The 13,489-nt window shown below is 48.1% G+C and carries 11 protein-coding genes; 7 read left to right on the top strand and 4 right to left on the bottom strand.

Features of this window, described 5'->3' with window-relative positions; genetic code table 11:
* The first annotated feature begins 18 nt into the window (after nucleotides 1–18).
* Complete coding sequence (locus tag LL912_RS03860) at nucleotides 19–606, top strand: Crp/Fnr family transcriptional regulator (protein ID WP_235552240.1); 588 nt, start codon at nucleotides 19–21, stop codon at nucleotides 604–606.
* Nucleotides 607–666: 60 nt separating this feature from the next.
* Nucleotides 667–1,599 (top strand): NAD-dependent epimerase/dehydratase family protein, encoded by a 933-nt coding sequence (locus LL912_RS03865; RefSeq protein WP_235552241.1) that lies wholly within the window; start codon nucleotides 667–669, stop codon nucleotides 1,597–1,599.
* Nucleotides 1,600–1,786: 187 nt separating this feature from the next.
* Here the strand turns inward: LL912_RS03865 and LL912_RS03870 are convergent, their stop codons facing one another.
* The 4 genes from LL912_RS03870 to LL912_RS03885 form a co-directional block, all read right to left on the bottom strand.
* A complete protein-coding gene (locus tag LL912_RS03870; RefSeq protein WP_235552242.1) occupies nucleotides 1,787–2,425 on the bottom strand; it encodes a response regulator transcription factor in 639 nt (212 codons plus the stop codon).
* The gene (locus LL912_RS03875) at nucleotides 2,412–4,400 is read right to left on the bottom strand and encodes a tetratricopeptide repeat-containing sensor histidine kinase (RefSeq protein WP_235552243.1); all 1,989 of its coding nucleotides are present in this window, start codon (nucleotides 4,398–4,400) and stop codon (nucleotides 2,412–2,414) included. The genes LL912_RS03870 and LL912_RS03875 overlap by 14 nt, the downstream gene beginning before the upstream one ends.
* Before the next feature lie 167 nt (nucleotides 4,401–4,567).
* Complete coding sequence (topA, locus tag LL912_RS03880) at nucleotides 4,568–7,147, bottom strand: type I DNA topoisomerase (RefSeq protein ID WP_235552244.1); 2,580 nt, start codon at nucleotides 7,145–7,147, stop codon at nucleotides 4,568–4,570.
* Nucleotides 7,148–7,367: 220 nt separating this feature from the next.
* Nucleotides 7,368–8,210 (bottom strand): alpha/beta hydrolase, encoded by an 843-nt coding sequence (locus tag LL912_RS03885; RefSeq protein ID WP_235552245.1) that lies wholly within the window; start codon nucleotides 8,208–8,210, stop codon nucleotides 7,368–7,370.
* 129 nt (nucleotides 8,211–8,339) lie between these two features.
* Here LL912_RS03885 and LL912_RS03890 point away from each other — a divergent pair, with 129 nt between their 5' ends.
* The 5 genes from LL912_RS03890 to LL912_RS03910 all read left to right on the top strand — a co-directional run bounded on the left by LL912_RS03890 (nucleotide 8,340) and on the right by LL912_RS03910 (nucleotide 13,243).
* The gene (locus LL912_RS03890) at nucleotides 8,340–9,098 is read left to right on the top strand and encodes a Rossmann-like and DUF2520 domain-containing protein (RefSeq protein ID WP_235552246.1); all 759 of its coding nucleotides are present in this window, start codon (nucleotides 8,340–8,342) and stop codon (nucleotides 9,096–9,098) included.
* Between the two features lie 789 nt (nucleotides 9,099–9,887).
* Nucleotides 9,888–10,409 carry a KdsC family phosphatase gene (locus tag LL912_RS03895; protein WP_235552247.1) on the top strand — a complete coding sequence of 174 codons (522 nt, stop codon included), beginning with the start codon at nucleotides 9,888–9,890 and terminating at the stop codon, nucleotides 10,407–10,409.
* Nucleotides 10,410–10,422: 13 nt separating this feature from the next.
* Nucleotides 10,423–11,355, top strand: a complete 933-nt coding sequence (locus LL912_RS03900; protein ID WP_235552248.1) for a geranylgeranylglycerol-phosphate geranylgeranyltransferase — start codon at nucleotides 10,423–10,425, stop codon at nucleotides 11,353–11,355.
* Between the two features lie 5 nt (nucleotides 11,356–11,360).
* On the top strand, nucleotides 11,361–11,951 hold the full coding sequence (locus tag LL912_RS03905; protein ID WP_235552249.1) for a Maf family protein: 591 nt from the start codon (nucleotides 11,361–11,363) through the stop codon (nucleotides 11,949–11,951).
* 29 nt (nucleotides 11,952–11,980) lie between these two features.
* Nucleotides 11,981–13,243, top strand: a complete 1,263-nt coding sequence (locus LL912_RS03910; RefSeq protein WP_235552250.1) for a DUF2851 family protein — start codon at nucleotides 11,981–11,983, stop codon at nucleotides 13,241–13,243.
* Nucleotides 13,244–13,489 lie beyond the last annotated feature (246 nt).

The following is a 13,489-nucleotide window of genomic DNA, read 5'->3' on the forward strand; positions in this document are numbered from 1 at the left end:
ATTGTTTATCTTTATAGCATGTTGCATCCACTGATTGCCACAGTACGGGGGTTTACATCCTTCCCGGACGCGGAGGCTGAATATTTCCTGTCACTTTTCACCGAGAAAAAATACAAGCGGGGCACGTTGTTGCTTGAGGAAGGGCAGGTGGCTAATGAAGTTTTTTTTATCCTGAACGGCGCCATCCGCCAGTACTTTTTGAATGAAGAAGGGCAGGAGCGTACCTGCAATTTTGCATTGGAACATGCGTTTCTTACGGATCTCGAAAGTTTTTCCCGGAAATCGCGGTCGGCTTCCAGCATTGTTGCGCTGGAGTCTACCACCTGTTTGGTGATCACCTGCAAAGACCTGGTTACGGCCCTGCATCATTCGCCTGCGGTCTCCGAATTTTTCAGGATCATCGTGGAAAATGTAGCTGCCGAAAACATCCGCCGTACCAAATCCTTATTGTCATTATCACCGGAAAAACAGTTCAGTGAACTACTGCATGAGAAGCCCCTTTTATTTCAGCGGATACCGCAACGCTATATTGCGCAATACCTGGGTATCGCGCCCGAAAGCCTGAGCCGCATCCGCAAACGCATGATGACCCTTCAAAAATCTTAACACAGGTCATCGTTTAAATGGAGCACCCGGGCTAGGTTTGCAGGTATAAAATAAACAATCATGCAAACAATTTTAGGTGCCGGCGGCGATATCGGGAAGTTTCTTGCAGGCGCCCTGCGGCCGTATACAGACCGGGTACGACTGGTGGGACGGCATCCGGAGAAGGTGAATGAAACAGATGAGCTGGTGACTGCAAACCTGCTGGATGCAGATCTTGTTCAAAAAGCCGTAGCAGGCAGCGAGGTAGCGTATCTCACTGTTGGATTGCCCTACCATGCAGTCATTTGGGAGCAGCAATGGCCGGTGATTATGCGCCATGTGATCGAGGCCTGCATACAGCATCATTGCAAACTGGTTTTTTTTGATAATGTGTATGCTTATGCCCGAACGGCCATTCCCCATATGAAAGAAGACAGTCCTATCGATCCGCCCTCGCGAAAGGGCCAGGTGCGGGCTCAGTTAATCCGGATGCTGGCGGCTGCCGAAACAAGAGGATTGCGCTATCTTATTGCCCGCAGTGCCGATTTTTACGGTCCAGGTGCCCGGAACGGTATATTGAACCTGCTGGTGCTGAACAATCTTAAAAAAGGACGCAGGGCCAACTGGCAAACCAATGTACATAAAATACATTCATTAACCTATACTCCGGATGCAGCAAAGGCCACGGCGCTGTTGGGTAATACTGAAGCTGCTTACGGTCAAGTATGGCACCTGCCTACGTCGCAGGAACGGCTTACCGGTAAACAGATGATTGAACTGGCTGCTGCCCAGTTGCAGGTGCCGCCCCGCTATTTCGTCTTGTCGCCACTGCTGATGGCTTTGGGCGGGTTGTTTTCCCGTACGATAAGAGAACTCCGCGAAATGCAATACCAGAACAGCCAGGATTATTATTTCGACAGTTCAAAATTTATAAAAACATTCGGACTTGAGCCCACTTCTTATCAAGAAGGGATCCGGCAAACGATGCTGGGGGATGATGACATACGAGGTTAACGCCACAAAGGCGCTATAAGAAGATGGCGCTTTTATCAGAACCTCTTTGCTTATTACGGTTGGGTTTTTAGCGCTGGCTGCAACCGAAGCTGGGATTGATGATCGGGCCGGGACAATGTGGGTTATTTTATATAACGACCCAACGAAGGAACGGCTATACCATTCTTTGCGGCTTCGCGGCGCTCGCTTATATGATCTTATGTTCGATCGCCAGTTTGATCACGGAGAACATATTGGTTGTCTGAAATTTTTGTATGATGTTCCGGCGGTGGGTTTCTACAGTCAGCTGGCTGAGGAACAGTTTATCGGCAATGTCGGTGCTGGAAAGTCCTTCCGAGATGAGGCGGAGGATTTCTTTTTCCCGTTTCGTAAGTGTGGGGATACCGTTCCAGTCGTTGGTGGCGGGGCGCGACAGGATCGCTTTTACTTCATGGCTTAGTGCTTCTTCTCCTCTCAGCCCTTTTTCAATACCATCCAATAGCTCATCGGCCGAAGCATTTTTAAGCAGATAGCCGCTGGCTCCGTTCTGAAGCATCTGTACAATGATGCTGCGTTCGGCCTGGTTACTGATGGCCAGCACGGTTATTTCCGGATACTTTTTTCGGAGTTCCCTGCAAAGCTCCAGCCCATTTATATCCGGCAATACCACATCCAGCAGTACGACATCGGCCTCGTTTGTTTTAAGATAATTCAGGAAGTCATTTCCTGTTGTAAAACTTACAATCTCAAACTCCGTTTCGGAGGTGAGCAGGTTTTTCAGTCCTTCAATCACAATAGGATGATCATCTACGATCGCAATAACTGGAGCGGAATTATGCTGCAACATGTAGTTCCATATTTAATGTGGTGCCCTCGTTAGCGATCGATATAACATCGATTTTGCCATTGAGGTATTTCACCCGGTTTTCAATATTAATCAACCCGATGCCTTTCTGGTCTTTTCTAAGGTTGCTGAAGCCGATACCGTCGTCTTCAACGGTAATATAAAAACGATTTTTATTCTGACTGCACTGTACCATGATGTTCTTTGCTTTTGAATGACGGATGGCATTGGCCAGTGCCTCCTGGATAATACGGTAGATGACCACCTGGATCGATAACTCCATCCGTTCGTCGATGTCAAATGCCGCAAAACTGATATGCGTTTCGCTGGTCATCAGCGATTCACAAAGATCCTTTAACGCCGTTTGCAAGCCAAACCGGATCAGGCTTTCGGGCATCATATTCCGCGCAATGCGCCGGAGTTCCGTAACCGATTGATCCAGCTGGTTGATAATCGTGGATAACTCTGGCTGCTCGTTCCGATGCTGATACCTCTGGCTGCTTGCATGACTGGATAACTTGAGTTTGATACCGGCCAGCATTCCGCCCAGTCCATCGTGAAGATCCCGCGCCACACGCCTTCTTTCGCGTTCTTCGCCCTCCAGCATGGCTTCAGTGGTTAAAATCTGGCGCTGCTGCTCCATCTCCTTTAGTTGTTGCTGGTAGTTGAGCTCCCGCTGGGCTGCAAGCGTTTTGGAGGTTTTATAAGTAATGGTTACAAAAATCAGGATGATCAGAATTGCAAGGCAGATGATAACAAGAATCGATGTGCGTAACCGGGAGTTTCTTGCTTTAAGTGCCGCTTCTTTATTTTCTGCCTGAAGCAATGCGATTGCTTTTTCCTTTTCTGCGGTATTGAATTTTGTTTCCACAGCAGCGATCTCCGCCTTCAGGTTCCGCATGTACATAGTATCGCGCAGGACACTGTATTTTTTCAGCCAGGTATAGGCACTGGGAACATCGTTAAGGCGTGCATAGGTTTCAGACATTTCAAAGGCATGCATTACCTCATCTTCCATGAAACCGGATTGTTTGTTTTTTATAACCGTTTGCAAGGCTCCCAGTGCCAGCCGGTAGTTTCCCTGGGCTGTATAAACTTTGTACAACTGAAACCGCAGGTCATTTTCCTGGCGTTGTTGCTTTAGCTTTTGCGCAAGCAGAATACCGGTTTGAAGGCTTTTCAATGCCGCCTGCAGGTTGCCTGTTTTCCGGTAATAAACGCTTTGGGTTAGTGTGTAGTCGATATTGTATTCGGATTCGGGATAGGGCTTTAGGAGCGTGCCCATTTCATTAAGCAGGGGCCGGGCATATTGCATGCTGTCCATATAGCAAAAGTTTTTTGCCCGGTTATCCAATGCTACGATCATCGTTTCCAGCCGTGGCTTTGTTTTCTTCAGCAGGCTTATGCCTTTTTCAAAAAACGTTTCGGCTTTTGAGTGCAGCAGCTGGTTCATATACACCAGGCCTACGTCGCAGTAATAACTGCCTTCACGCTCCAGATCGTTTGCTTTCCGGACCAGAGGAATGGCATGATCCAGGATTACGGCAATCATTTCCTGCTCATTATCTTTTTGCTGCTGCAACGTGCCATAGTTCCGCCAGGCCCTTGCTCTGTAAACCAGCGCCTCTTTGTACGGGAGTTTCTCCAGGAGCTTTTCTGCCTCTTTGTATTTTTTTGCGGCCAGCTCCAGCTGAAAATCGTGCAGGAACAGCGCTTCATAAAAAACAAAAAGCGCCTGCAAATAGGGGTGGTTCTTTGCGGCCTTTTTTCCTTCTCTTAAATAAAAAGCAGCCCTGGCCGTATCTGTATAACTCCAGTAATCGGAAAGAAAATAGTTGAGGCGGGCCTTTGTGCTGTCATTTTTTGCGTTTTGCAGCAATTGCAGCAAACTATCCGGGTAGCTGGTATGGTTCAGCATGGGTTGCCCCGAAATCAGCATCCCCGTAAAACATCCGATGACCAACAACAGCGTTCGCATAGGGGCAAAATAAAAAAATATTTTGTTTGGCCGGGATTCTCTTCAAAATATACCGATAAACCAGTAGAACAAAAAGTGAAAGCACGGGGTTGTCCCTGAGAATCTCCGGAGTGGTTCGCCAGTCTGCCTGCATGCAGGCAGACTGCGCATGGGTTAATGCCCGGCGCTTATCTCTTTGAAGCTTTTTTAGCTGCTGCTTTCTTTTTTGCCGGTGCTTTTTTTGCTGCGGTTTTCTTCGCCGGTTTACTAAATGCGCCGGGAAGTTCGGCCTCGATCATTTTTTTAACCGTTTCAATGTCCAGCTGTGCTACTTCTTCCGGAGTGTATTTGGTACCGTCTTCTTTTCTTCCCAGCTTCACCATTTTTTTACCAAAACGGATAAAAGCGCCCCAGCGCCCGTTCTCCAGCGCGATCTTTTCCTCGGGCCACTGCTGAATGTACCGGTTGGATTCCTTCTCCAGTTTAGCTTTAATGAGCTCATCAATATCTCCCTGGGAAAGGTTGTCAAAATCATAGCGGCGGGGTACATTAATGAAAAGATCATTCCATTTAATATAAGGACCGAAGCGGCCCTTGCCCTTTGTTACGGGTTTGCCCTCAAAATGGGCGATGGGGGCGTCGGCTACCTGCTTTTCGTTGATCAACGCGATTGCGCGTTCCATATCAACAGACAGCGGATCTTCCGTACGGGGAATGGAGATGAAGTCTTCACCCCATTTCACGTAAGGTCCAAAACGGCCTACGTTTACGGCCACCTCTTTATCTTCATACGTGCCGAGCGTTACCGGAAGCTTGAACAGATCCATGGCTTCCTCGAACGTGATGGTTTCAATGCTTTGTCCCTTCCGCAAGGTAGCAAACCGTGGTTTTTCTTCATCGTCCACATTGCCAATCTGAATCATGGGACCAAAACGGCCCATCCGGGCAATAACCGGCTTACCGGTTCCCGGCTCCGTACCCAGTTCCCGTTCTCCTTTTATGCGTTCGGCGTTTTCAATGGTATTGTCGACCCCTTCTTTAAAGGGGTGATAAAACTCGTCGATGAGTTTATTCCAGGATAATTTACCGTTGGCAATCTCATCAAATTCTTCTTCGATCCTGGCGGTAAAGCCATAATCCATGATATTCTCAAAGTATTGCTTCAGGAAATCAGTTACTACCAGCCCCAGGTCTGTTGGAAATAATTTGGCTTTTTCGGCCCCGGTGATCTCGGTATTTTCTTTTTTGGAAAGCTGGTTGTCTTTTAGTGTAATGATCCGGAATTTCCGCTCCAGACCCTCCTTATCGCGCTTTTCAACATATTCCCGTTTCAGGATGGTTGAAATGGTAGGCGCGTAGGTAGAAGGGCGTCCGATGCCCAGTTCTTCCAGTTTTTTTACAAGGGAAGCCTCTGTATAGCGGGGAGAAGGGCGGGTAAACCGCTCGGTACCGGTCATTTCCACCAGCGGAAGCTGTTGCCCGATGGTTAAGGGCGGCAGCATGCCTTCCTGGGCTTCATCTTCCTGGATATCTTCATCATCCCGGTCTTCCCGGTAAAGCTTCAGGAAGCCGTCAAATTTTACAACCTCCCCGGTTGCCGACAGGTATTCTTTATTGGTGGAGATCTCTATTTTGGCGGTGGTTTTTTCCAGCTGTGCATCAGCCATCTGGCTGGCCATGGTCCGCTTCCAGATCAGATCATAAAGCCGTTTCCAGTCTGCATGTTCCACCGTGGTATTGCTCATGTAGGTGGGGCGGATGGCTTCGTGCGCTTCCTGTGCGCTCTCGTTTTTATTCTTAAAGCGGCGGAACTGGTGGTATTGCTCCCCGTACATACTTTTGATGGTATTGGTAAGGTCTCCCAGCGCCGTATTGCTCAGGTTTACACTGTCGGTACGCATATAGGTAATATGCCCGTTTTCGTAGAGTTGCTGCGCGATCTGCATGGTACGGCTTACGCTGTAGCCAAATTTCCGGCTGGCTTCCTGTTGCAGGGTGGAGGTGGTGAACGGGGGAGCGGGACTGCGTTTACCCGGTTTTACCTGTATGTCTTTTACAGTATAGTCTGCATGCAGGCAGGATTGTAAGAAGCTTTCAGCGTCCGCAGCGTTATTGAATTTTGCTCCTTCAGCTTTAAAGGAGATCTTTTTTCCGGTGATATCGGTTGCTGTAAACACCGCCACTATTTTAAAGCTGCTCTGTGGTTCAAATGCGTTGATCTCCCGTTCCCTTTCCGCAATCAGCCGTACGGCCACACTTTGCACCCTTCCCGCGCTCAGGTTGTTCTTCACGCTTATTTTCCGCCACAGCACCGGGCTCAGCTCAAACCCAACGATGCGGTCCAGCACCCGGCGGGCCTGCTGCGCATCTACGAGGTTCATGTCTACATGGCGGGGTGCGGCTACTGCCTGCTGGATGGCCGGTTTGGTAATTTCATTGAAAACGATCCGTTTGGTGGTTTTAGGATCCAATCCCAAAACCTCGCATAAATGCCAGCTGATGGCTTCACCCTCACGGTCCTCATCCGTTGCCAACCATACTTCTTCACTTTTAGAGGCCAGGTTTTTAAGATCGCGTACCACCTTTTCCTTCCCCTCCGAAACCACATAGCGGGGGTGAAACTGCTTTTCAATATCGATACCCATACCCGCTTTCTCAAGATCACGGATGTGCCCGAAACTGCTCTTGACCTGGAAGTCTTTGCCTAAAAATTTCTCAATGGTCTTTGCCTTTGCCGGGCTCTCCACGATCAGTAAATTCTTCGCCATATGCTTTTCTGAACAACGCTTTTTATTACCAAATTTTGGACAAGATTAGAATATTTTTTTTAAATCCGCTTAATTTTTCCCCGGAAGCGGTTCCTGTTTTGACATTTCAGACGCTGCGTTTCATGGATTTATACCATATATTATAATTCTGTGATGCCTTTAAAAGCAGGCTGTAGCAGCCCATCAAAATGTGACACAAACGATTGTTTGGGTTGGGCTGTTAAAGAAACCCAGCCACTTTTTCAAGAACAACAGGATCGCGGTAAATCTTGCTATGTCCCAGTCCTTCCGTAAAAATAAAACGGATCTGTGGAGGAGCCAGCTCCTGTATTTCATAGGCCTCCGCCACCGGAGTGATCCGGTCGTCTTTGTCGTGGATCCAGAGAACAGTACTGTTAAGCTGCGGCAGGCATCTTTTGATGGTAAACCAGCTGAGGTCCTTGCCACTAAGCCGGGATACATTATTAAAGAAGTGCTGCCGGATTTCCGGGTCGGTAATCGCCATTTGCTGTAAAAAAGTCGCTGCAAGGCCGGTAGTATCAGCGGCCGGGGCAAATAATACCATTTTTACGGAGGCATTGCGGGGCTGTTCCGAAACGGCCAGTGCTACCGCCAGCCCGCCAAAGGAGTGACCGATATAACTGTCGAAAGGACCATATTGTTCCGTTAGCCCGGTAACCAGTTGCATATAATCAACAGCATTGATCTGTTTGCCCCCGCTACGTCCATGAGCAGGAGCATCGAAAGCGGTAATTTCATATCCTTTTTCAATCAGCAGGGGAACCAGGTGTTCGAACCGCTGCACATGCGACCGGAAACCATGCGCAATAAGGAGTTTGCGTGTACCGCCTTTATTCCAGCGGTACCCTTTAAGATGCTGCTGCCGGTAAAAAAGCGAAAGCTGCTCTGCGGATTGCAGCAACGGGCTCAGCGCATAACCTGCCTTACCCAGCGGGGTGCAGAAAAGCCGGAAGGCATTGTTTCCGGCCCGCTTTTTAGACACCAGCGCCAGCAGGCGGATGCGTGTTTTGTAAAGCTCCTTTATAAAATTTTGTAATTTCATCCGTAGAATTTTTATTTTCCACCGCTGGTGGATCTTTTATTGTCGGATGGAACCGGGTTTGAAACTACTCCAGGATGTATCCGGGAGGTCATACTTTGTTTCATCAACGAACACAAAGGTATTTAGATTATGAATATTGTTATGATCGGGTCGGGAAATGTAGCAGCGGTACTTGGACGAAAATTGCTAAAAGCAGGACATGTGATCCAGCAGATCTACGGACGCAATGCGGCGGCTGCCTCGGAACTTGCCTACGAATGGAATACAGAATCGACCAACTATACCAGCCTTATTGTAAAAACGGCAGATGTGTACCTCGTTGCAGTTACAGATTCCGCCATTGCAACAATTGCAGCGGACCTGCGGCTGAAGGGCAAAATTGTGGCACATACAGCTGCTGCCGTACCCATGGAAGTATTAAAGGATGTTTCCGTTAATTATGGTGTTTTTTACCCCTTGCAAAGCCTGCGCAAACAGCAGGATCATCTTCCGGAGCTGACCATGTATACGGAGGCTTCAAATGCGGAAACAAAAAAGGTATTGGATCAGTTGGCGGCCTCCATTACCAACAACCCGGTATACCCGGCTGACCTCGACAGGCGGTCGCGGTTGCATGTGGCAGCCGTGTTTGCCAGTAATTTTACCAATTACCTGTTTGACCTGGCGGAGTCGTTTTGCAAAAAAGAAGGGATTGCTTTTAGCGAATTGCTACCGTTGATCCGTAATACGGTGGAACGGCTGGAACAGGAATCGCCTTCGCAAATGCAAACAGGGCCTGCTGCGCGAAAAGACCTGGATACGATTCATAAACATCAGGAACTTTTGAAAGAATACCCGGAGCATCTGATGGTATATAATTTTTTGACGGAGGCGTTGATGAAGCATTGATGAAATAAACACAAACAAACGCAGGATTTGTTCCATTGCAGTCGTTGGATGCATTGGTGCTCGCGGTTCAGTTTAAACCGCCAGGGGCGCAAGGCTTTTCGCAACGTTTGCGAAGATAACTGACCCCAATAATCCTCGCTGCAATCTTTGCGGATCCGTTGCGTACTTTGCGGTTCAATTAAAACCGCGAGGGGCGCAAGGTTTTCGCAAGGTTCGCGAAGATAACTGACCCCAATAATCCTCGCTGCAATCTTTGCGGATCCGTTGCGTACTTTGCGGTTCAATTAAAACCGCGAGGAGCACAAGGTTTTCGCAAGGTTCGCGAAGATAACCGACCCCAATAATTCTCGTTGCGATCTTTGCGGATCCGTTGCGTACTTTGCGGTTCAATTAAAACCGCCAGGGGCGCAAGGCTTTTCGCAACGTTTGCGAAGATAACCGACCCCAATAATCCTCGTTGCGATCTTTGCGGATCCGTTGCGACCTTTGCGGTTCAATTAAAACCGCCAGGGGCGCAAGGCTTTTCGCAACGTTTGCGAAGATAGCTAACCCCAATAATCCTCGTTGCGATCTTTGCGGATCCGTTGCGTACTTTGCGGTTCAATTAAAACCGCCAGGGGCGCAAGGTTTTCGCAAGGTTCGCGAAGATAGCTAACCCCAATAATCCTCGTTGCGTATTCTTTGCGGTTGCATTAAAACCCCGGGCTACGGTAAAACGCCTTCTTCCCGTTTCGGTGATTCGCCCGAATCCAATACATTTGCATCACCCTTAACAAAATTAAGTAGCACATGAACCTATTGCAGCGATTTCAGCAAATCAAGGCCTTTGTTTTTGATGTGGACGGCGTACTAACGAATGGCGACCTGCTGGTGCTGGAAAGCGGTGAAATGGCCCGTGTGATGTACGTAAAAGACGGCTATGCCCTGCAGCTGGCCATCAAGCAGGGATATACCATTCTTGTGGTTTCAGGATCTGCACCTTCGGCGGTGCTCGGTCGTTTGAACAAACTAGGTATCCGCGAGGTTTATTTTGAGATCAAAGACAAACAGGTTTTTATCCGGAAATGGATCGAAGAACAGCATCTGGCGCCCGAATCGGTACTGTTTATGGGGGATGATATCCCAGACCTGCCGGTATTTGATGAAGTGGGTTTGTCTGCCTGCCCGGCAGATGCGGTGCCTGAAATACAGCAAAAAGCCATTTTTGTTTCGGGTTATACCGGGGGCAGAGGGTGCGTGCGGGAGGTGATTGAGAAAGTTTTGCGCAGCAATGATCATTGGGGAAACGATGCCCAGGTTGCTTCTACTTAAAATTAAAAACCGGATGAAGAAGGTCGCTGCATTTTTAAAGCTGGTACGTTATCCGAATCTTATTTTTATAGCGCTGACACAGGGGATGTTTCAGTATTGCATTTATCATCCCATTTACCGCAATCGGATTCCCGAGGGAGATGGCAGGCAGTTCCTGATGCTGGTACTGGCCTCTGTATTTATTGCCGCAGCGGGAAATATCATCAATGACTATTTTGATATGAATATCGACCGGATCAACAAACCGCAGAAAATGGTCATTGGTAAATATATTAACCGCAGATGGGCATTGGTCTGGCACCTCGCGCTGAGCGTGCTTGGAGTGGCATTGACGGCTATTGCTGTAAACCCGTTTTCGAGATGGTACCTGGTAGTTGCCAACATAGCCTGTGTATTGCTGCTGTGGTTCTATTCCGTAAAATTTAAAAAGGAAATCCTGATTGGTAATGTCGTCATTTCCTTGCTGACAGCCTGGACAATCATGATCATCTTTCTTTCTAAATTTTCCTTTTCTGATGCTTTTGGGAACGGACATCCCGGCCAGCTGAAACTGTTTCGCTTTGCAGTATTATATGCCGGTTTTGCCTTTATTATTTCGCTGGTACGGGAAGCGATAAAAGATGTGGAAGATATAGCCGGCGATCAAAAATATGGGTGTAATACCATGCCGATTGCCTGGGGGGTAAACGCGACCAAGGTGTATGTTGCCGTATGGCTGACCCTGCTGATCGCATTGCTGCTGGTGGTGCAGTTTTATATCCTGCAGCTGGGGTGGTGGCCGGGAGTGGTTTATTGTGTAATACTGATCCTGTTGCCGGCCGGTTACCTGTTCCGGAAACTGATAACCGCAGGTACACCGGCAGCCTACCATTACCTGAGTATGGTAACCAAAGGGCTAATGCTGACGGGAATTTTATCGATGGGTATCTTTTATTTTTATTTGTAGTTTTTATGACAGTCAACCGCATCATCCTTGCATCCTCATCGCCCCGCCGGAAACAGATACTCGAATGGGCCGATATCCCGTTTGTGATTCATACCAAAGAAATTGATGAAAGCTTTAACCCCGCACTGGATCTGCAGGCAGCGGTTGCGGATGTAGCCCGGCGGAAAGCTCAGGCCGTTCTGGAAGCTGCTCCTGCCGGCACGATTGTACTGGCGGCGGATACGGTAGTAGTATTAGACAACCAGGTGATCGGAAAGCCCAAAAACAGGGAAGATGCGATTGAAATCCTAAGCCGCCTGCAGGATCGCACCCACCAGGTAATGACCGGGGTGGCCCTCGTAAAAGGACCACAGGAATGCCTTTTTTCCGATATCACGGAAGTTACTTTTCACCCGTTAACGCAGCAGCAGATCTGCTTTTATATAGATCAGTACCAGCCTTTTGACAAGGCAGGTGCCTATGCCATCCAGGAATGGATCGGTGTAGTGGGCATTAAACATATCAACGGGGATTTTTATAATGTAATGGGATTGCCTGTGAGCAGAATATTACAGGAAATACGTAAATTGCAGTACCCACTTGCAGAAGACGGGTAAGTATTTTATAACCTAGAAAAATAGCACCTATGAATGAACAATTACTCCAGTATATCTGGCAGTTTCAATATTTTAATGTACGGTCTTTAACCACCACCGACGGAACACCCGTTCAGGTATTGAATGTGGGCATGCCGAACCGGAACCAGGGACCGGATTTTGAACACGCGCGCATCCGTATCGGGAACACATTGTGGGCGGGCTCTGTAGAGCTTCATCTCAAAACCTCCGATTGGAACCGGCACCAGCATCAACAGGACCGCAATTACCGCAAAGTGATCCTCCACGTGGTATACGAAGATGATGCCGGGGGACCTGCAGCGCTTCCCGTGGTGGAGCTAAAGACTCTGATTTCAAGAAGCCTGCTGCACCGGTACGAAACCCTGCTGAATGCGCAAGCGTTTATTCCCTGTGAAAAGATGATTGCCACGGTTCCGGGTATTATTCTTAATGTATGGAAAAGCCGGCTGGTAGCAGAGCGCCTGATACGGAAAGGGGCGGTGATTGAAGATTACCTGGAGGTGAACCATCAGCATTGGGAGGAAAGCTTCTGGTGGCTGCTGGCAAGGAACTTCGGGCTGCCCGTTAATGCAGATGCTTTTGAAGCCATTGCAAAAAGCTTACCGGTAACCTTGCTGGCTAAACACAAACAACGGATCCAGCAACTGGAAGCATTACTGCTGGGGCAGGCGGGGTTGCTGGATGATAATTTCGGAGACCCCTATCCGGTAATGTTACAGCGGGAGTACCGGTTTCTTCAAAAAAAATATAACCTGAAGCCGGTGGCGCATGCTATGCATTTTTTACGGATGCGCCCCGGAAGTTTTCCTACGGTACGATTGGCACAGCTCGCAGCCGTAATCGCTTCATCGGCTCATTTATTTTCGAAGATTATACGGGAAAACGCTTTAGACAGGGTTCGGGCCTGGTTTCGCGCAGAGGCCAACGATTTCTGGCATTATCATTACACATTAACCGAGCCCAGCACCATGAAGGTAAAGTCGATCGGGGCTTCGATGATCGATAATATCATGATCAATACCATTGCGCCGCTGCTCTTTGCTTATGGCAATGTATATGGAATAGACCGGTTAAAGGAGAAAGCCATCCGGTGGCTGGAGGAAACAAAGCCTGAAAGGAATCATATCACAAGGGGATTTGAATGCCTGGGCCTGGTCAGCCAGTCGGCAATGGATTCGCAGGCCTTTATTGAATTAAAAACCCGGTATTGCGATGCCCGTAAATGCCTTTATTGTTCTGCTGGGAATTACCTGCTCAAAAAAGAAAAATAAGCTTTCAGGAAACCTGGCTGTATACTTTCTTGGGACCGGGTACCGTCATCGTTGGACTGTCAGAAAAACCGGCGTTTAGTTGTGCAATCGTTTGCGCTGCATATTGCGGTATTTATAATTTTTTAAATGCAACCGTTTGCGCTGAAAAAAAATATTTTTTACTGAAATAAATCTGAACGAAAATAGTATTCTTGTTAAAGAATTATTAAACGAGAGTGATGGTTGTGTTTTTAGAAGTTTGTTGAG

Origin of the sequence: Niabella agricola (genome assembly GCF_021538615.1) — a bacterium.
Taxonomy (GTDB): Bacteria; Bacteroidota; Bacteroidia; order Chitinophagales; family Chitinophagaceae; genus Niabella; species Niabella agricola.

Bases quoted from the DNA above. Each gene is read 5' to 3' on its own strand.
- LL912_RS03860 (WP_235552240.1), top strand. From the start codon at position 19: ATGTTGCATCCACTGATTGCCACAGTACGGGGGTTTACATCCTTCCCG.
- LL912_RS03865 (WP_235552241.1), top strand. From the start codon at position 667: ATGCAAACAATTTTAGGTGCCGGCGGCGATATCGGGAAGTTTCTTGCA.
- LL912_RS03870 (WP_235552242.1), bottom strand. From the start codon at position 2,425: ATGTTGCAGCATAATTCCGCTCCAGTTATTGCGATCGTAGATGATCAT.
- LL912_RS03875 (WP_235552243.1), bottom strand. From the start codon at position 4,400: ATGCGAACGCTGTTGTTGGTCATCGGATGTTTTACGGGGATGCTGATT.
- topA (WP_235552244.1), bottom strand. From the start codon at position 7,147: ATGGCGAAGAATTTACTGATCGTGGAGAGCCCGGCAAAGGCAAAGACC.
- LL912_RS03885 (WP_235552245.1), bottom strand. From the start codon at position 8,210: ATGAAATTACAAAATTTTATAAAGGAGCTTTACAAAACACGCATCCGC.
- LL912_RS03890 (WP_235552246.1), top strand. From the start codon at position 8,340: ATGAATATTGTTATGATCGGGTCGGGAAATGTAGCAGCGGTACTTGGA.
- LL912_RS03895 (WP_235552247.1), top strand. From the start codon at position 9,888: ATGAACCTATTGCAGCGATTTCAGCAAATCAAGGCCTTTGTTTTTGAT.
- LL912_RS03900 (WP_235552248.1), top strand. From the start codon at position 10,423: ATGAAGAAGGTCGCTGCATTTTTAAAGCTGGTACGTTATCCGAATCTT.
- LL912_RS03905 (WP_235552249.1), top strand. From the start codon at position 11,361: ATGACAGTCAACCGCATCATCCTTGCATCCTCATCGCCCCGCCGGAAA.
- LL912_RS03910 (WP_235552250.1), top strand. From the start codon at position 11,981: ATGAATGAACAATTACTCCAGTATATCTGGCAGTTTCAATATTTTAAT.